18 protein-coding genes are annotated in these 17,793 nt (G+C 60.3%); 12 read left to right on the forward strand and 6 right to left on the reverse strand.

Annotation, left to right across the window (positions count from 1 at the left end; all coding sequences use genetic code 11):
* The first annotated feature begins 1 nt into the window (after nucleotide 1).
* From AB4P96_RS21885 to AB4P96_RS21900, 4 genes are read left to right on the forward strand one after another with little or no spacing between them, the layout of a single operon-like run.
* Entirely contained in the window at nucleotides 2-922 is a 921-nt protein-coding gene (locus tag AB4P96_RS21885; protein WP_017136362.1) for a metal ABC transporter substrate-binding protein, read from the forward strand.
* Nucleotides 919-1,662 (forward strand): metal ABC transporter ATP-binding protein, encoded by a 744-nt coding sequence (locus tag AB4P96_RS21890; RefSeq protein ID WP_099547880.1) that lies wholly within the window; start codon nucleotides 919-921, stop codon nucleotides 1,660-1,662. Before AB4P96_RS21885 ends, AB4P96_RS21890 begins: the two co-directional genes overlap by 4 nt.
* Complete coding sequence (locus tag AB4P96_RS21895) at nucleotides 1,662-2,561, forward strand: metal ABC transporter permease (protein ID WP_169985818.1); 900 nt, start codon at nucleotides 1,662-1,664, stop codon at nucleotides 2,559-2,561. Before AB4P96_RS21890 ends, AB4P96_RS21895 begins: the two co-directional genes overlap by 1 nt.
* The gene (locus tag AB4P96_RS21900) at nucleotides 2,561-3,475 is read left to right on the forward strand and encodes a metal ABC transporter solute-binding protein, Zn/Mn family (protein WP_017136365.1); all 915 of its coding nucleotides are present in this window, start codon (nucleotides 2,561-2,563) and stop codon (nucleotides 3,473-3,475) included. The genes AB4P96_RS21895 and AB4P96_RS21900 overlap by 1 nt, the downstream gene beginning before the upstream one ends.
* Nucleotides 3,476-3,598: 123 nt before the next feature.
* Here the strand turns inward: AB4P96_RS21900 and AB4P96_RS21905 are convergent, their stop codons facing one another.
* Nucleotides 3,599-4,312 carry a UTRA domain-containing protein gene (locus AB4P96_RS21905; protein ID WP_017136366.1) on the reverse strand — a complete coding sequence of 238 codons (714 nt, stop codon included), beginning with the start codon at nucleotides 4,310-4,312 and terminating at the stop codon, nucleotides 3,599-3,601.
* A gap of 351 nt (nucleotides 4,313-4,663) precedes the next feature.
* On the opposite strand from AB4P96_RS21905, the gene AB4P96_RS21910 reads away from it, so the two are divergent.
* From AB4P96_RS21910 to AB4P96_RS21935, 6 genes are all read left to right on the forward strand, one after another.
* Nucleotides 4,664-5,731: an ABC transporter substrate-binding protein gene (locus tag AB4P96_RS21910; RefSeq protein WP_017136367.1), complete on the forward strand. Its 1,068-nt coding sequence runs from the start codon at nucleotides 4,664-4,666 to the stop codon at nucleotides 5,729-5,731.
* Between the two features lie 142 nt (nucleotides 5,732-5,873).
* Nucleotides 5,874-6,680 (forward strand): alkaline phosphatase family protein, encoded by an 807-nt coding sequence (locus AB4P96_RS21915; RefSeq protein ID WP_138453583.1) that lies wholly within the window; start codon nucleotides 5,874-5,876, stop codon nucleotides 6,678-6,680.
* A complete protein-coding gene (locus tag AB4P96_RS21920) occupies nucleotides 6,659-7,522 on the forward strand; it encodes an ABC transporter permease subunit (RefSeq protein WP_178110818.1) in 864 nt (287 codons plus the stop codon). The genes AB4P96_RS21915 and AB4P96_RS21920 overlap by 22 nt, the downstream gene beginning before the upstream one ends.
* Nucleotides 7,509-8,309 carry an ABC transporter permease gene (locus AB4P96_RS21925; protein WP_170040023.1) on the forward strand — a complete coding sequence of 267 codons (801 nt, stop codon included), beginning with the start codon at nucleotides 7,509-7,511 and terminating at the stop codon, nucleotides 8,307-8,309. Before AB4P96_RS21920 ends, AB4P96_RS21925 begins: the two co-directional genes overlap by 14 nt.
* Nucleotides 8,306-9,295: an ABC transporter ATP-binding protein gene (locus AB4P96_RS21930; RefSeq protein ID WP_010565203.1), complete on the forward strand. Its 990-nt coding sequence runs from the start codon at nucleotides 8,306-8,308 to the stop codon at nucleotides 9,293-9,295. The genes AB4P96_RS21925 and AB4P96_RS21930 overlap by 4 nt, the downstream gene beginning before the upstream one ends.
* A gap of 30 nt (nucleotides 9,296-9,325) precedes the next feature.
* Nucleotides 9,326-9,979, forward strand: a complete 654-nt coding sequence (locus tag AB4P96_RS21935; protein ID WP_099547875.1) for an HAD family phosphatase — start codon at nucleotides 9,326-9,328, stop codon at nucleotides 9,977-9,979.
* A 136-nt stretch (nucleotides 9,980-10,115) separates the two neighbouring features.
* Here AB4P96_RS21935 and AB4P96_RS21940 read toward each other — a convergent pair whose 3' ends face one another.
* Nucleotides 10,116-11,078: a zinc-binding dehydrogenase gene (locus AB4P96_RS21940; RefSeq protein ID WP_395600080.1), complete on the reverse strand. Its 963-nt coding sequence runs from the start codon at nucleotides 11,076-11,078 to the stop codon at nucleotides 10,116-10,118.
* A gap of 105 nt (nucleotides 11,079-11,183) precedes the next feature.
* On the opposite strand from AB4P96_RS21940, the gene AB4P96_RS21945 reads away from it, so the two are divergent.
* Together AB4P96_RS21945 and AB4P96_RS21950 are read left to right on the forward strand one after the other, a co-directional pair.
* Nucleotides 11,184-13,298, forward strand: a complete 2,115-nt coding sequence (locus AB4P96_RS21945; RefSeq protein WP_017136373.1) for a carboxy terminal-processing peptidase — start codon at nucleotides 11,184-11,186, stop codon at nucleotides 13,296-13,298.
* 118 nt (nucleotides 13,299-13,416) lie between these two features.
* The gene (locus AB4P96_RS21950; protein ID WP_395600081.1) at nucleotides 13,417-15,180 is read left to right on the forward strand and encodes a bifunctional diguanylate cyclase/phosphodiesterase; all 1,764 of its coding nucleotides are present in this window, start codon (nucleotides 13,417-13,419) and stop codon (nucleotides 15,178-15,180) included.
* Here AB4P96_RS21950 and AB4P96_RS21955 read toward each other — a convergent pair.
* From AB4P96_RS21955 to AB4P96_RS21970, 4 genes are all read right to left on the reverse strand, one after another.
* A complete protein-coding gene (locus AB4P96_RS21955; protein WP_005786715.1) occupies nucleotides 15,177-15,548 on the reverse strand; it encodes a hypothetical protein in 372 nt (123 codons plus the stop codon). The genes AB4P96_RS21950 and AB4P96_RS21955 overlap by 4 nt on opposite strands.
* On the reverse strand, nucleotides 15,545-15,883 hold the full coding sequence (locus AB4P96_RS21960) for a helix-turn-helix transcriptional regulator (protein ID WP_026013635.1): 339 nt from the start codon (nucleotides 15,881-15,883) through the stop codon (nucleotides 15,545-15,547). The genes AB4P96_RS21955 and AB4P96_RS21960 overlap by 4 nt, the downstream gene beginning before the upstream one ends.
* Nucleotides 15,884-15,979: 96 nt before the next feature.
* A complete protein-coding gene (locus tag AB4P96_RS21965; RefSeq protein WP_017136376.1) occupies nucleotides 15,980-16,435 on the reverse strand; it encodes a YkvA family protein in 456 nt (151 codons plus the stop codon).
* Between the two features lie 395 nt (nucleotides 16,436-16,830).
* Nucleotides 16,831-17,571 carry an FKBP-type peptidyl-prolyl cis-trans isomerase gene (locus tag AB4P96_RS21970; RefSeq protein WP_017136377.1) on the reverse strand — a complete coding sequence of 247 codons (741 nt, stop codon included), beginning with the start codon at nucleotides 17,569-17,571 and terminating at the stop codon, nucleotides 16,831-16,833.
* Between the last annotated feature and the right edge of the window lie 222 nt (nucleotides 17,572-17,793).

Here is a 17,793-nt window from a genome sequence, read left to right on the forward strand (position 1 = left end):
CATGTCTATTTCATCGCCCCTGTTACGCCTGTTGCTGGTTGGCCTGTTCAGCCTGATGCTCGCCCCGCTCGCGAATGCCGAAGCGGCCAAGCGCCTGCGCATCGGCATCACCCTGCACCCGTATTACAGCTACGTGGCCAATATCGTCGGCGACAAGGCCGAGGTGGTGCCGCTGATTCCCGCCGGCTTCAACCCCCACGCCTACGAACCGCGCGCCGAAGACATCAAGCGCATCGGCACCCTGGACGTGATCGTGCTCAATGGCGTCGGCCATGATGATTTTGCCGACCGCATGATCGCCACCAGCGAGCGCCCGGACATCCCGGTGATCGAAGCCAACGCCAACGTACCGCTGCTGGCCGCCACCGGTAACGCCGCGCGCGGTGCGGGCAAGGTGGTCAACCCGCACACCTTCCTGTCGATCAGTGCGTCGATTGCCCAGGTCAACAACATCGCCCGCGAACTGGGCAAGCTCGACCCGGACAACGCCAAGACTTACACCCAAAACGCCCGCGCCTACGGCAAGCGCCTGCGCCAGATGCGTGCCGATGCCCTCGCCAAGCTGACCAGCGCGCCGAACCCGGACCTGCGCGTTGCGACCGTGCACGCGGCCTACGACTACCTGCTGCGCGAATTCGGCCTGGAAGTCACCGCCGTGGTCGAGCCCGCCCATGGCATCGAGCCCAGCCCCAGCCAGTTGAAAAAGACCATCGATGAACTGCGCGCACTGGATGTGAAGGTGATCTTCTCGGAGATGGATTTCCCGTCTACCTACGTCGAGACCATCCAGCGTGAATCCGGGGTCAAGCTGTACCCGCTGTCGCATATTTCCTACGGCGAATACACGCCCGAGAAATACGAAGTGGAAATGACCGGCAACCTCAACACCGTGGTACGGGCGATTCAGGAGTCGGGGGCATGACGGCAGCGCAGCAATTGAAGGTGGCCAGCATTGGCCCGACCCTTGAGTTCGACACGGTCTCCCTGACCTTGGGCCGCACAGTGATTCTCGACGCGGTGAGTTTTGAGGTCGAACCGGGCAGCATCCACGCCCTGGTCGGCCCGAACGGCGGCGGCAAAAGCTCGCTGATCAAGACCTTGCTGGGGCAGACCCCGCACCAGGGCCAATTGCGCCTGCACTGGCCGAACACGCCAGGCACGGTCGGCTATGTGCCACAGGCGCTGGAATTCGATCGGGGCCTGCCGATGACCGTCGACGATTTCATGGCCGCCATGTGCCAGCGGCGCCCGGCATTTCTGGGCCTGTCCCGGCATTACGCCGCCTCGATTGGCGAAGCGCTGGAACGGGTCGGCATGCAGGACAAACGCAAGCGCCGCATGGGCGCGTTGTCCGGCGGTGAGCGTCAGCGCGTGCTGTTGGCCCAAGGCCTGATTCCGGCGCCGCAACTGCTGGTGCTGGATGAGCCAATGTCAGCGCTTGATGAGGCCGGTATCCAGGTGTTCGAACGGCTGCTCAATGACTGGCGCCTGGCCGGGATCACCGTGCTGTGGATCGAGCATGACCTGGAAGCTGTGGGCCGCCTGGCCGATCGCGTTACCGGCCTGAACCGTCGCGTGCTGTTCGACGCCACACCGAAAGAAGCGCTGACCCCGGACCGCCTGCTGAGCCTGTTTTCCACCCATCCTCGGAGCGCGGCGTAATGAGTTATGAAGCCTTTCGTTTGATGGTCCAGGGCTGGGCTTCATCCGGGTACCTGCCGGAAGCACTGGCCTATGGGTTTGTGGTCAACGCTTTGCTCGCCGGCTTGCTGATCGGCCCGGTGCTGGGCGGCCTGGGTACACTGGTGGTGGTCAAGCGCTTTGCGTTCTTCTCTGAAGCCGTCGGGCACGCCGCGTTGACCGGCGTGGCCGTGGGCATTCTGCTCGGCGAGCCCTATACCGGGCCTTACGGCAGCCTGTTCGGCTACTGCCTGTTGTTCGGCATCCTGCTCAATTACCTGCGCAACCGCACCGGCTTGGCGCCAGACACCCTGATCGGCGTGTTCCTCTCGGTGTCGCTGGCGTTGGGCGCGAGCCTGCTGTTGATTCTGGCAGGCAAGATCAACGTGCACATTCTGGAAAACGTATTGTTCGGCTCGGTGCTGACGGTGAACGGCAATGACCTGCTGGTGTTGGCGGTCGTCGGCTCACTGGTGATGGCCCTGGCGCTGCCGCTGTACAACCGCATCATGCTGGCCAGCTTCAACCCGCAATTGGCCGCTGTGCGTGGCGTGGCAGTGAAGACCCTGGATTACCTGTTCGTGATCCTGGTGACCTTGATCACCGTGGCGGCGGTCAAGGTGATCGGCGCCATTTTGGTCGGCGCCCTGCTGGTGATTCCGGCGGCGGCAGCGCGCCTGTTGAGCCAGTCGCTCAAGGGGTTTTTCTGGGTCTCGGTGGTGATCGCCACGCTCAGCACGCTGTGCGGCATTCTGCTGCCGATCATCTTCGACCTGCCCATCCCGTCCGGTGCCGCGATCATTCTGGTGGCCGGTATCGCCTTTGCCGTTGCCGCCATCGCGCGCGGCACCGTGCCCAGCCTCAAAGGGAATCTTGGATAATGCGCTCTGTTTTTCATCCGCTGGCCCTGGCCATTGCCTGTTTATTCACTGCGCCGTTGATGGCCGCTGAAGCCGCAAAACCTGCGGTTCACGCCGCCAAACCGGTGAAAGTGCTGGCCTCGCTGCCCATCACCTACGGCCTGGCCGAGGTGCTGCTCAAAGGCACCGATGTACAGCTTGAGCGCGCAGCACCGGCCAACCTGCCCGGTTCGCGGCAGGTGTCCTACTTCACCGGCCGGGGTGCGCCGGCCTTGGGCAGTTTGGCCCAGGACGCCGACGCGGCTATCGGCCTGCGCTCGCTGTGGGCGGATGACCCGCTCTACCCCGTGGCGCGGCGCAGCAATATCCGTATCGTCGAAGTGGACGCCGCGCGCCCGGTGGACGGCGGCTTGCCGGGTATTGCTGTGCAACCAGGCGGTGCCGATGGCCTGAACAGCCAGCCGTGGCAGTCGAGCAACAATATGGGGCGCATGGCCGATGTGATGGCGGCCGACCTGAGCCGCCTGGCGCCCGCGGCCAAACCCAGGATCGACGCCAACCTCGCGGCGCTCAAACAGCGCCTGCTCAAGCTCAGCGCCGACAGCGAAGCAAGACTGGCCAAGGCGGACAACCTGAGTGTGGTCAGCTTGAGTGATCACTTTGCTTATCTGGTCAGCAGCTTGAACCTGGAAGTGCTCAGCACCGATGCCCGGCCGGATGCGCAGTGGACGCCTGAGGCCTTGCACACCCTCAGTGCCGACTTGAAAAGCAACGACGTGGCCGTGGTGCTGCATCACCGCCAACCGAGTGAGGCCGTTAAAACGGCGGTGACGGCAGGCGGTGCGCAATTGCTGGTATTAAATGTCGACGGAGCTGACCCGGTGGCGGAGCTGGAAGGCAATGTGGATCAGGTGATCAAGGCACTGACGCCCTGAATGTGGGAGCTGGCTTGCCTGCGATGCGGGCAACTCGGTATCACTGTCAGATCGCGGTGATGCTATCGCAGGCAAGCCAGCTCCCACATTCAGTGTGTGGTGCATCCGTTGAATGTCCGGCGGTCAAACCACATCCACCCCCACGTGAATCGCATCATGGCGCCAGAATTCCAGGTCGCAGTCGATCAAGCGCTCATGCTGGTCATAGTTGACCCGGGCGATCCGCAAGCCGGGGCTGCCCACCGACACACGTAATGCGCCAGCAGCCTCCACCGGCAGTGAAGTCGGCACAATCTCGAAACGCACGCGGCCGTAATGCAGGTCGTACTTGCGTGCATACAGCTCGGTCATCGACTGGTTAAGGTCGCACGCCAGAATCCCCGGAAAATATTGCGGGTTCAGGTAATGCTCCACATACAGCACCAACCGCCCATCGATCCGCCGGCCCCGGCAGATCTGGATCACACTCGACAACGCCGGCAACTGCAACCATGCACACACCGCTGCCGATGCCGGCTGCAGCCGCGCCGAAATCACTTCGGTCGAGGCTACGCGCCCTTGCTCACTGACCATCGCGTGAAAGTGGCTGCGTTGCATCAGGTTATAAGCCAGGCGCGGCGGCGAGACGAACCAGCCACGCCGCTCCTCGCGATAGATCTGGCCCTGGGCCTCCAGTTGTAACAAGGCTTCCCGCACCGTAATACGCGTGGTACCAAACAACTCGCTGAGCTTGCGCTCGGCGGGCAGTTTGCTCGCGGGTGGCAACAGCCCGTGGCCGATCTGCTCTTGCAGTGCCAGGCCGATGGATGTCACCGCCTTGATTGCCTCATCACGCATCAACGTTACCTATCTGGACTAGACCAGCACCGTTCAGGTGCACAAACCGCGCTGTATTCGGGCGTCTGCCGTTACCTGCCAGCCTAGGCATTACAGATGACCGACAGATGACAGCCCGTGCCGCCTCCCCACTCCACACCCTGCAATACATCGGCCAAGTCCAGGGCCTGCGGGCACTTGGGCATGGTCTACGCTGAGTCTGAAGTCAGCGACATAAACGATTTAAAAACGACATCGACATGAAACTGTCATCCACCGAGCCTAAATTGGCTCAGGTATTGCTGACCTAGACCAACACCACCGCAAACGTCGATAAAAACGCAGCGTTGAAAACGCCCAAAGGAGCTTCGGATGAAACAGCTTTTCCTGGCATCACTGTTAGGCTCGACCATTGCCATGTGCACCGCCGCCATGGCTGCTGATACCGATCTAAAAACTCTGGAAGCCGCCGCGAAAGCGGAAGGCGCCGTCAACAGCGTCGGCATGCCCGATGACTGGGCTAACTGGAAAGGCACCTGGGACGACCTGGCCAAAACCTACGGCCTCAAGCACATCGATACCGACATGAGCTCGGCCCAGGAAATCGCCAAGTTCGCCGCCGAAAAAGACAACGCCAGCGCCGATATCGGTGACGTCGGCGCTGCCTTCGGCCCGATTGCGGTGAAACAGGGCGTGGCACAGCCGTACAAACCGACCACTTGGGCACAAGTGCCGGATTGGGCCAAAGATAAAGACGGCAACTGGGCCCTGGCCTACACCGGCACCATCGCCTTTATCGTCAACAAAAAACTGCTGCACGGCTCTGAAGCGCCAAAAAGCTGGGCTGATCTTAAAACCGGCAAATACAAAGTCTCTATTGGTGATGTGAGCACCGCCGCCCAAGCCGCCAATGGCGTGCTGGCTGCCGCCCTGGCCAACGGTGGCGACGAGAAGAACATCCAGCCTGCACTGCTGATGTTCGCCGAGATCGCCAAGCAAGGCCGCCTGTCACTGGCCAACCCGACCATCGCCACCATGGAAAAAGGCGAAGTCGAAGTGGGCGTGGTCTGGGACTTCAACGGCCTGAGCTACAAAGCCAAGATGGCTAACCCGGATGACTACGTGGTGCTGATCCCGTCGGACGGCTCGGTGATTTCCGGCTACACCACCATCATCAACAAATACGCCAAGCACCCGAACGCCGCCAAGCTGACCCGCGAATACATCTTCAGCGACGCCGGCCAGACCAACCTGGCACGCGGCAATGCACGTCCGATCCGTGCCGAGCACCTGACCCTGCCAGCCGATGTACAGGCCAAACTGCTGCCGAACGAGCAGTACAAGAAGGTCACGCCGATCAAAGATGCCGACGCGTGGGAGAAAACCTCCAAGGCACTGCCGCAGAAGTGGCAGGAAGAAGTCATCATCAATATGCAGTAAGGCTCCCGGGTCTTATTTAGACCCAGAGCTGTGAAAGCGGTCAGTGTGGGAGCCAGCTCCCACACAAACCCGCTCCCACAGTTTTGACCCCGTTCCCCAAGTGAAATTGAGTCAAGCCTATCGTCGCGGAGCGTCTCCCCCTATGAAGCACAACGTCATCCTTGTGGTGCTCGACGGCCTGAACTACGAGGTTGCCCGACATGCCATGGGGCATCTCCAAGCCTATATCGGCGCAGGACGCGCAGCGCTTTACAAACTGGAATGTGAACTGCCGGCCCTGTCCCGGCCGTTGTATGAATGCATCCTCACCGGCGTGCCCCCGATCGACAGCGGCATTGTCCACAACCATGTCTCGCGCCTGTCCAACCAGCGCAGCATTTTCCATTACGCCACCGATGCGGGCCTCACCACCGCGGCGGCGGCTTACCACTGGGTCAGCGAGTTGTATAACCGCACGCCCTTTGTCGCCGCGCGTGATCGTCATACCGACGACAAGGCGCTGGCGATCCAGCACGGGCATTTCTACTGGAATGACCACTACCCCGACTCACACCTGTTCGCCGATGCCGAAAGCCTGCGGCTCAAGCACGCGCCGAACTTCCTGGTGGTACACCCGATGAACATTGATGACGCCGGCCACAAGCATGGCCTGGATACCGCGCAATACCGCAACAGCGCGCGCTCGGCCGACATCATCCTCGCCGACTACCTGCAAACCTGGCTCGACGCCGGCTACCAGGTGCTGGTGACTGCCGATCACGGCATGAATAACGACCGCTCCCATAACGGTGTGCTGCCGGAAGAACGCGAAGTGCCGTTGTTCGTAATGGGCTCGGCCTTCACCTTCGACCCAGGCGCCATCCCGAAGCAAACCGACCTGTGCGGCACCGTCTGCGAACTGCTCGGTGTGCCCCACGACAAACCCGTATGCCGGGAGCTGCTGAAGTGAACGCCATAACCCGTGGCAAATGGCTGGCGATCCTGTGCCTGGTGCCGTTTGCGCTGTTTTTTATCGTGTTTGAAATCGCCCCGCTGCTGTGGGTAATGATCAACAGCCTGCAGTCGGAGGAGTTCGGCTGGGGCCTGGCCAACTTCACCAAAATCTTCAGTTCGAAGTTCTACCTGCAAGCCATCCAGTACAGCCTGGAGATCAGCTTCTACTCCAGCGTGTTCGGGATCATCATCTCGGTGCTCGGCAGCTACTCATTGCGCCGTGTGGATGGGCCACTGCGTAACTTCGTGACAGCTTTCGCCAACATGACCAGCAACTTTGCCGGCGTGCCCCTGGCCTTCGCGTTCATCATTTTGCTGGGCTTTAACGGCAGCATCACCATCATGCTCAAGCAGGCGGGGATCATTCAGGACTTCAACCTGTACTCCAAGACTGGCCTGATCATTCTGTACACCTACTTCCAGATTCCGCTGGGTGTGCTGCTGCTCTACCCGGCCTTCGACGCCTTGCGCGAAGACTGGCGCGAATCGGCCTCGTTACTCGGCGCCAGCAGCTGGCAGTTCTGGCGGCACATCGGCCTGCCGGTGCTCACCCCGGCGCTGCTTGGCACTTTCGTGATCCTGCTGGCCAACGCCCTCGGCGCCTATGCCACGGTGTATGCATTGACCACCGGCAACTTCAACGTGCTGCCCATTCGTATCGCGGCAATGGTTTCCGGCGACATCTCCCTGGACCCGAACATGGCCAGCGCCCTGGCCGTGGTGCTGGTGGCGCTGATGACCGTGGTCACCGTCGTCCATCAACTGCTGCTCAAGAGGAGCTACCATGTCTCGCGCTGAAGCTGGCTCGGCCTCCCTCTACCATCGGGTAGTGGTGTACCTGTTGTTTGCGATCCTGGTCTTGCCGCTGGTGGGCACCTTTGTCTACTCCATTGCCAGCAGTTGGTCGGCCACCATCCTGCCCGCCGGTTTTACCCTGAAGTGGTACGTGCAGCTGTGGAGTGACCCGCGCTTTCTGGCCGCCTTCGGTCAGTCATTGCTGGTGTGCGTCGGTGCACTGATACTGTCGGTGGTGCTGATTCTGCCGCTGCTGTTCGTGGTGCATTACCACTTTCCCAAGCTCGACGCGCTGATGAACATCCTGATCCTGCTGCCCTTCGCGGTGCCGCCGGTGGTGTCATCGGTGGGCTTGTTGCAACTCTACGGCTCCGGGCCATTTGCGATGGTGGGCACGCCGTGGATCCTGATCGGCTGCTACTTCACCGTGGCCTTGCCGTTCATGTACCGCGCGATCACCAACAACCTGCAAGCGATCAACCTTCGCGACCTGATGGACGCCTCGCAGCTGTTGGGCGCCAGCACCTGGCAGGCCGCAATTTTTGTCGTGCTGCCGAACCTGCGCAAAGGCCTGATGGTGGCGCTGTTGCTGTCGTTCTCGTTCCTGTTCGGTGAGTTCGTGTTCGCCAACATCCTCGTGGGCACTCGCTACGAGACCCTGCAGGTGTACCTGAACAACATGCGCAACACGAGCGGCCACTTCACCAGTGCCATCGTCATTTCCTATTTCTTCTTTGTGCTGGTGCTGACCTGGGCCGCCAATATCTTGAACAAGGACAAAAGCCAATGAGCTTCGTCAGCGTCCAACACCTGCAAAAAGGCTACGCCGGCACGCCGGTATTCAGTGACATCAACTGCGAAATCGCCAAGGGTGAATTCGTCACCCTGCTCGGCCCGTCGGGTTGCGGCAAGTCGACCCTGCTGCGCTGCATCGCCGGGCTGACCTCGGTGGACAGCGGCAAGATCCTGCTGGATGGCCAGGACATCGTGCCCTTGAGCCCGCAGAAACGGCACATCGGCATGGTGTTCCAGAGCTACGCCCTGTTCCCCAACATGACCGTGGAACAGAACGTCGCCTTCGGCCTGCGCATGCAAAAGGTCAACGCCGACGACAGCCACAAGCGCGTGCAGGAAGTGCTGCAACTGGTGGAGCTCAAAGAACTCGCCGGCCGCTACCCGCACCAGATGTCCGGCGGCCAGTGCCAGCGTGTGGCCCTCGCCCGCTCGCTGGTGACGCGTCCGCGCCTGCTGTTACTGGATGAGCCGCTGTCGGCGCTGGATGCACGGATTCGCAAGCACCTGCGCGAGCAGATCCGCCAGATCCAGCGCGAACTGGGCCTGACCACGATTTTCGTGACCCATGACCAGGAAGAAGCGCTGACCATGTCAGACCGCATTTTCCTCATGAACCAGGGCAAGATCGTACAAAGCGGTGATGCCGAGACCCTTTACACTGCGCCCGTGGATGTATTTGCCGCCGGCTTTATCGGCAACTACAACCTGCTTGACGCCGACAAGGCCAGCCAGTTGCTGCAACGGCCTATCAGCGGGCGCATCGCGATTCGCCCGGAAGCCATCGAACTGAGTCGCAGCGGCGAACTCGACGCGCTGGTACGCAGCCACAGTTTGTTGGGCAACGTGATCCGCTATCGCATCGAAGCGCGTGGCGTGGAATTGGTGGTGGACGTGCTCAACCGCTCGGCCGACGATCTGCACCCGGATGGTCAGCGCCTGGCACTTTCCATCGACCCCAGTGCGTTGTGTGAAGTAGCCTGACGCAACGATTGATTTGAGAGAGCGTGACAGATGGCATTGGTAATTTTTGATCTGGACGACACCCTGATCCACGGCGACTGCGCCACCTTGTGGAGCGAACAGATGGGCCGCCTGGGCTGGGTTGACCCAGAGTCGTTCATGCGCCAGAACGACGAACTCATGGCCGCCTACAGCCGCGGCGAGCTGGCCATGGAAGACTTCATGGACTTCAGCCTGGAGCCGATGATCGGGCGCACGCCGGAAGAGATCGCGCATCTGGTCGAACCGTGGGTAGAAGACATCATCGAGCCGCTGATCTACAGCGACGCCACCAAGACCATCGCCCGCCACCGCGCGAAGGGTGACCGGATCCTGGTGATCTCTGCCTCGGGCACGCACCTGGTCACGCCCATTGCGGCACGTATCGGAATTGATGAAGTGCTGGGCATTGACCTGGACCTCAGCCATGGTGTGTACAGCGGCAAGACCGTGGGGGTACTGACTTACCGTGAAGGCAAGATCACGCGGTTGCTGGAATGGTTGAAGCAGGAAGGTGAAAGCCTGGAGGGCGCGTATTTCTACTCGGATTCGCGCAATGATTTGCCGCTGTTGCTGAAGGTGGATCATCCGCAGGTGGTGAACCCGGATCCGGTTTTGCGTGAGCATGCTGAAAAGGCTGGCTGGCCGATTCATCATTGGGTCTGACAGTTTGAATTGAAACCCAATCAACGGTGGGAGCTGGCTTGCCTGCGATAGCGGTGTATCAGATGAAACATTCTTCATTGATGCACCGCTATCGCAGGCAAGCCAGCTCCCACAGTGGCTGTATTTCAACTTGAGATCAGACCAGGGTCTCGTCAATCACCAACACCAACTTGCCGGAAATCTGGTTAGTCGCCAGCTCCGCAAATGCTGCCTCGGCATCCTTGATCGCAAACGTCCTGGCCAGTTGCGGGCTCAGGCGACCTTCAACAAACAGCGGCCACACATGCTGGCTCAAGTCGCTGAACAGGTCGGCCTTGAACTGATCGCTGCGGCTGCGCAGGGTCGAGCCCAGCAGCTGGATGCGCTTGCCCAGCACCTGCGCCAGGTCCAGTTGCGCATCACGACCGCCCATCAAGCCGATCAATACCCAACGCCCATCGAGGGCCAGCAGCTTCAGATCCATCGCCGCATAACTGCCGCCGACCGGGTCGAGGATCACGTCGAACGGCCCGAAATCACGCAGCCCTTCAATGCCGTCGGTACGCACCACGCCGCCCTGGGCGCCGAGTGCTTCGCAGTAAGCCAGGCGTTCTGCCGAGCCCACGCTGACCCAGCACGGGCTGCCAAACGCCTTGCACAACTGGATCGCTGCCGAGCCCACGCCGCTGGCGCCGGCATGCAGCAAGACTTTTTCGCCGGGCTTGAGGCCCGCCAACTGGAACAGATTCAGCCACGCAGTGCCGTACACCTCGGGCAACGCCGCCGCTTCGGTCAACGTCAAACCTTCAGGCACCGACAGCACATGGCGGGCATCCACCACCACTTCCTCGGCAATGCCGCCCCCGGCCAGCAGCGCACAGACGCGGTCGCCGACTTGCCAGGAAGAACCCGCGCCTACCTCGCTGATCACCCCGGAACACTCCAGGCCCAGCACTTGGCTGGCGCCAGGAGGTGGCGGATAGAGCCCCGCACGTTGTAATAAATCGGCGCGATTAAGGCCCGCTGCCGCCACCCGAATGCGAACTTGGCCTACATCGCAAGTAGGACTGGGTTCTTCCATCCACTCCACATGACCTTCAACGCCTTGCAATGCTTTCACAGTGCCTCCATAGTGAGTCTGGACTGAGCCCGTAGCTGTAGCGCCGGGCTTTTTGCATTATGCGACCGGATCATATGGAACCGGCTCCCTCAAAGACGGCCTAATATGCGTTATCAATTGCCCCCGCGTCGAATCAGCATGAAGCATTTGTTCCCCAGTACCGCCCTCGCTTTTTTCATTGGTCTCGGCTTTGCGTCGATGTCGACCAATACGTTCGCAGCCAATAGCTGGGACAATCTTCAGCCTGATCGCGATGAGGTGATTGCCAGCCTTAACGTCGTCGAGTTGCTCAAGCGCCATCACTACAGCAAGCCGCCGCTGGACGACGCGCGCTCGGTGATCATCTACGACAGCTACCTCAAGCTGCTGGACCCGTCGCGCAGCTACTTCATGGCCAGCGATATCGCTGAGTTCGACAAGTGGAAGACCCAGTTCGACGACTTCCTCAAGAGCGGCGACCTGCAGCCTGCGTTCACCATCTACAAGCGCTACCTGGATCGCGTCAAAGCGCGTCTGGACTTCGCCTTGGGTGAGCTGAACAAAGGCGTCGACAAGCTCGACTTCACCCAGAAGGAAACCCTTCTGGTGGATCGCAAGGACGCGCCCTGGCTGACCAGTACCGCCGCCCTCGACGACCTGTGGCGCAAACGCGTCAAGGACGAAGTGCTGCGCCTGAAGATCGCCGGCAAAGAGCCCAAGGCCATTCAAGAGCTGTTGACCAAGCGCTACAAGAATCAGTTGGCACGTCTGGATCAGACCCGCGCCGAAGATATCTTCCAGGCCTACATCAACACCTTCGCGATGTCCTACGACCCGCACACCAATTATCTGTCGCCTGATAACGCCGAAAATTTTGACATCAACATGAGTCTGTCGCTGGAAGGCATCGGTGCCGTCCTGCAAAGCGACAATGACCAGGTCAAGATCGTGCGTCTGGTGCCGGCAGGTCCGGCCGACAAGACCAAGCAGGTCGCACCGGCCGACAAGATCATCGGCGTCGCCCAGGGTGACAAAGAGATGGTCGACGTGGTCGGCTGGCGCCTGGACGAAGTGGTCAAGCTGATCCGTGGGCCGAAAGGCAGCGTGGTGCGCCTGGAAGTGATTCCGCACACCAATGCGCCGAACGACCAGACCAGCAAGATCGTGTCCATCACCCGTGAAGCGGTGAAGCTCGAAGACCAAGCCGTGCAGAAGCAAGTCCTCAACCTCAAGCAGGATGGCAAGGACTACAAACTGGGCGTGGTGGTGATTCCTGCGTTCTACCTGGACTTCAAAGCGTTCCGCGCCGGTGACCCGGACTATAAGTCCACCACCCGTGACGTTAAGAAAATCCTGACAGAACTGCAGAAAGAGAAAGTCGACGGCGTGGTCATTGACCTGCGCAACAACGGCGGCGGTTCCCTGCAGGAAGCCACCGAGCTGACCAGCCTGTTTATCGACAAAGGCCCAACCGTGTTGGTCCGCAACGCGGACGGCCGTGTCGACGTGCTCGAAGACGAGAACCCGGGCGCGTTCTACAAAGGCCCGATGGCGCTGCTGGTCAACCGCCTCTCGGCCTCGGCTTCGGAGATTTTCGCCGGCGCCATGCAGGACTACCACCGCGCGTTGATCGTTGGCGGCCAGACCTTCGGTAAAGGCACCGTGCAGACCATTCAGCCGCTGAACCATGGCGAACTGAAGCTGACCATTGCCAAGTTCTACCGGGTTTCCGGGCAGAGCACCCAGCACCAGGGCGTATTGCCGGATGTGGACTTCCCGTCGATCATCGACACCAAGGAAATCGGCGAAAGCGCGCTGCCTGAGGCGATGCCATGGGACACCATCCGCCCTGCGATCAAACCGGCTTCGGACCCGTTCAAGCCGTACCTGACGCAGTTGAAGGCTGACCACGAGACGCGCTCCGCCAAGGATGCCGAGTTCGTGTTTATCCGCGACAAACTGGCCCTGGCCAAGAAGCTGATGGAAGAAAAAACCGTCAGCCTCAACGAAGTCGATCGTCGTGCGCAGCACACCAGCATCGAAAATCAGCAGCTTGTACTGGAAAACGCTCGCCGCAAGGCCAAAGGCGAAGACCCGCTCAAAGAACTGAAGAAAGAAGATGAAGATGCGCTGCCGGCCGAGCCGGAAAAAACCAAGCCGGAAGACGACGCCTATCTGTCCGAGACAGGCCGGGTTCTGCTGGACTACCTGAAAATCAGCAAGCAGGTGGCCAAGCAGTAAATGATGGCAATTTAATGTGAGCGCTCCACGGAGTGTCATCATATAGACATCATTCTGTCGTGAAATAAAGGGACCGCTGGCGTTAGCCTGCGGTCCTTTTTTTTCGATCGAGATCGCCATGACCATGACCGAACAGCTGAATGCATTGGGCTCAATCCTGGCTCAAGGCAGTTTACACAGCCTGTTCCAACCGATCATTTGCCTGTCCGAGCGACGACTCCTCGGCTACGAAGCGCTCAGCCGTGGCCCGTCCAATAGCCCCTTGCACTCCCCCGTCGCCCTGTTCAGCGTGGCCAGCCATGCCGGGCGCCTCAGCGAACTGGAAATGGCCTGCCGCGAAAGTGCCTGCCGACGCTTCAGCGAGCAAAAGTTGCCGGGCAAGCTGTTCCTGAACATCTCGCCGGAGTCCTTGATGGAGACAGCGCATCAACCGGGCCGCACCTTGCAGTTGTTGCGCGACTTCGGCATCCCGCCGAGCCAGGTGGTGATCGAACTCACCGAGCAAACGCCCACCGACGACTTCGACCTGCTGCAAACCGCGCTGCATCATTACCGCGACATGGGTTTTGCCATCGCTCTGGATGACTTGGGCGCCGGGTATTCCAGCCTGCGTTTATGGTCTGAGCTGCGCCCGGACTACGTGAAAATCGACCGGCACTTTATCGACGGTATCCATCAGGATGCGCTCAAGCGCGAGTTCGTCGGCTCCATCCTGCAAATCGCCAAGGCATCCCGCGCCCAGGTGATTGCCGAAGGTATCGAGCTGCCGGAGGAGTTGGCGGTGTTGACGGAAATGGGCGTTGACCTGGTCCAGGGCTACCTGCTTTGCCGCCCCCAGGAACAACCGCCCCAGGAAGCGCGGTTGATGTTGCCCAAGCAGGACCACACCAACATCACCCTCAACGAAGAAGGCAGCGACCTCAGCGCCTTGCTCAACGAGCAACCGGCGGTGGATCAGGACACCGCCACCGCCCAGGTGCTCGAATCCTTCCGCCGTCAGGCCAACCTCAACTCGCTGGCCGTGCTGGATGGGCGCGGTCACCCGGTCGGCATCGTGCACCGGCATTCGTTGTCGGATGCGCTGCTCAAACCGTTCGCCACCGACCTGTTCGCGCGCAAACCCATCAGCCGCTTGATGAGCGATGACTTCCTGGCGGTGGAGTTGAGCCAGTCCCTGCAACAGGTCAGCCGCCTGCTCACCAGCCGCGCGCGGCAACGGATCGAGGAAGACTTCATCATCACCCTCAACGGTGACTACCTGGGCCTGGGTCGGGTGATCGATGTGCTCAAGTTGATCACCGAGCTGAAGATCCAGCAGGCACGCTATGCCAACCCACTGACGCTGCTGCCGGGCAATGTGCCGATCCAGCAATGCCTGACGCGGTTGCTGCAGCAACAACGCGAGTCGGTGATCTGCTACGTGGATATCGACAGCTTCAAGCCGTTCAACGATATCTACGGCTACGGGCGTGGGGATGAGGTGTTGTTGTGCCTGGCGCAGTGCCTGAACGATCGGGTTGACCCTAGCCGCGATTTTGTCGGGCATATCGGCGGTGATGATTTTTTGCTGGTGCTCGGCCCGCAGGATTGGCGCAAGCGGCTCAACCAGTTACTGGATGACTTCCACACCCAATGCCGACGCTTCTATCGTGCCGAGCACTTGGACGCCGGTTGCTTCGTGGCATTGAACCGTCAGGGCGTGCGCCAGGAATTCGCTTTGCTGTCGTTGTCGATCGGCGTGGTGCATTTATATCCACAGGCCTGTGCACAACTGGATGCCAGCCAGTTAGCGGAGCTGGCCTCGCAAGCCAAGCACCACGCCAAAGACATCGCCGGCTACAGCATCCATGTGATCGACAGCATGGACAACCTGCCCGCTTAGGCCTCGGCGGACTCCGGATACTCGTACTCGAACACCCGCACCACTTCCGAAGCATGCCAGGACGCAGCAGCCACACCATCGGACGGCCCGCTGAAACGCCCCAGGCGCTCCACACACTCAAAGAAACCGGTACGCGGCAAGCGGCTGGCGCCCTGGCTGATCACCAGCGAGCTGCGCAACGGCTGCTCGGCCTTGGCGTCCAACGCGGCCAGGTGCTCAAGGGCAGCGGCCAGGGTTTGCATTGCCGGCGTGGGAAATTGCAGGCGCTCCAGCAGCGCGCGGTAGGTGAGCAAATGGCGCTGGCGGCGCGCCTGGTCCAGTTCGTTGAGTAACCCATCCCAATGTTGACGACTGATTCGTAGACTCAAGATTCATCCCTCCAACCTGCAACGCCCAATTCCCAGGCCAGGCTGCGGCGGATGGCGGCATCCGGCTGGCGTTCACCACTTTCAATCAATCCGAGGTACGAAGGGCTGATGCCCACGGTGCGGGCCAGGCTTTCAATGGCCAAGCCCTTGGCCTCACGCAGGCCGCGCAGGTCCGCGAGCGGGCGTAAAGCCTGATCGGGCGCGACCTGAGCGGTAGAAGAAGGAGTGGCGACAGGCTGTTGCTGACCGGCTGCTTTTAGTAGCGCCTGGTACTGGTCCCATGGCAGCACCGCATACTCGGGTGCGCCATCGCGTGAAATTATCTGAATATCCATGACTGCCCCGTAGGATAACAACACTTACTAAGTAAGTTCTTTCCTTAGAAGTGTAATCCTAACAGCCACAAAGGTCGCAGGGGGATATAAGCGTGTTCAGTTTTTTTGCGGGTTTTCCTGGGCCAACAGCGCAGGCGTCGCAGGCAGCCGCTCAACCACCGCGAGTTTTTCCGGGCGCTGGGCGTCGCGCCAGGCGCGAAACGCGCTCAGTTCGCCGTCCAGGGTCTTCATGACCCATGCCAGCACGGCAATGTCATCGAGCATGCCGAACACCGGGATAAAGTCCGGGATCGCGTCAATCGGGCTGAGGAAGTACATCAGCCCCGCCACTACCGAGATCAGCGCCTTGGGGCTTATGGCGCGATACTCACCGCGCCAGTAAGCCAGGCACAAGGCCTGGAGCAATTTGAGATCATCCTTGAGTTTACCCAGCCGATTGCCCTGGCTTGAGCCTTTGGCGGCCACGGCGAACAGCAGGGTCGGCAACCGGCCACGACCAAGCAAGCGTGCGGCCATGGGCAGGAAACGGGTGAAATTGAAGGGTGGTTTCATCGGTCACTCCAGTTCCAGGCGACATAAAAGGTTATCCACACAAATTGTGGATAACCTTGTGAACAGAGCCTGTTTTATCGGCTGAAAGCCGCGATTTACAAGGCTTGCAGTCAGATCGGGCGTTTTTTGCGCACATAAAAAAAACCCAAGAATTCATTGACTTGGCATTGATGTGCGGCTACCCGTGCTCGAGTCTTATATCAGACTGTGACAGTTTCCAGGGGTTCGGTCGGATTTGCGATCCTTACCACGCTCTGGGTGGGAATGCCGCCCCAAGGCACATGTGACGCAGAGCGTCACCGGATGTGTTCCCACGCAGAGCGTGGGAACAATCATGCAAACGCCAGAAACAACAACGCCCCGTAAAAACGGGGCGTTGTGTGTTCAGGTGCCGATTACTTCTTGGCAGCTGGCGCCGCAGGTGCGTCAGGGGCTTCAGCCTTGGCTGGGTCCTTGATGGCCAGCAGTTCCAGGTCGAATACCAGCACGGAGTTGGCTGGAATCGCCGGGCTCGGGCTCTGTGCGCCGTAGGCCAGGTCGGACGGGATGTACAACTCGACCTTCTCGCCCACGTGCATCAGTTGCAGGCCTTCGACCCAACCCGGGATCACGCCGCTGACCGGCAGGTCAATCGGGCTGCCGCGATCTACGGAGCTGTCAAAGGTGGTGCCGTTGGTGAGCTTGCCGGTGTAGTGAACAGTCACTACGTCGGTCGGCTTAGGCTGAGCGCCGTCGGCCTTCTTCACGATCTTGTATTGCAGACCGGAAGCGGTAGTGACTACGCCGTCTTTCTTGGCGTTGTCTTCGAGGAATTTCTTGCCGGCGGCTGCCGACTCTTCGCTCATTTTGGTCATGCGTTCTTCAGCACGCTTTTGCAGTGCGGCAAACGCTTCAACCAGTTCGTCGTCCTTCAGCTTCTGTTCTTTCTTGCCGACGGCATCTTCGATGCCTTGGGCTACCGCTTTGGAGTCCAGGTCATCCATGCCTTCTTGAGCAAGGCTTTTGCCCATGTTCAGGCCGATGCCGTAGGAAGCTTTCTGCGCCGGGGTTTTCAGCTCTACGCTGGTCTGCGAATCACAACCCGCAAGTACCAGGCTAACCAGGGCCACCGCCGCCGCCAACCGATGCTGTTTCATGCTATTTCCTTGTTCGTGCGCCAAAAGGGCATTCGAGTAAAGTCGCGAGCTTATCAGGCGGCCACGACCAATGGCTACCGGCATGTGAGCAGGAAACTTCTGATAAGTTCACGTGTTTAAAAGCATTTTCATTCATTATGGAGGCCCGCGAAGGATCGCGGGACCATTCGCAACCAGGCTGCTGGCCACTTGCCGCACCTGTGACGCAATGGCATAAGAACG

Source organism: Pseudomonas sp. B19125 (assembly GCF_044218855.1).
Lineage (GTDB): Bacteria > Pseudomonadota > Gammaproteobacteria > Pseudomonadales > Pseudomonadaceae > Aquipseudomonas > Aquipseudomonas edaphica.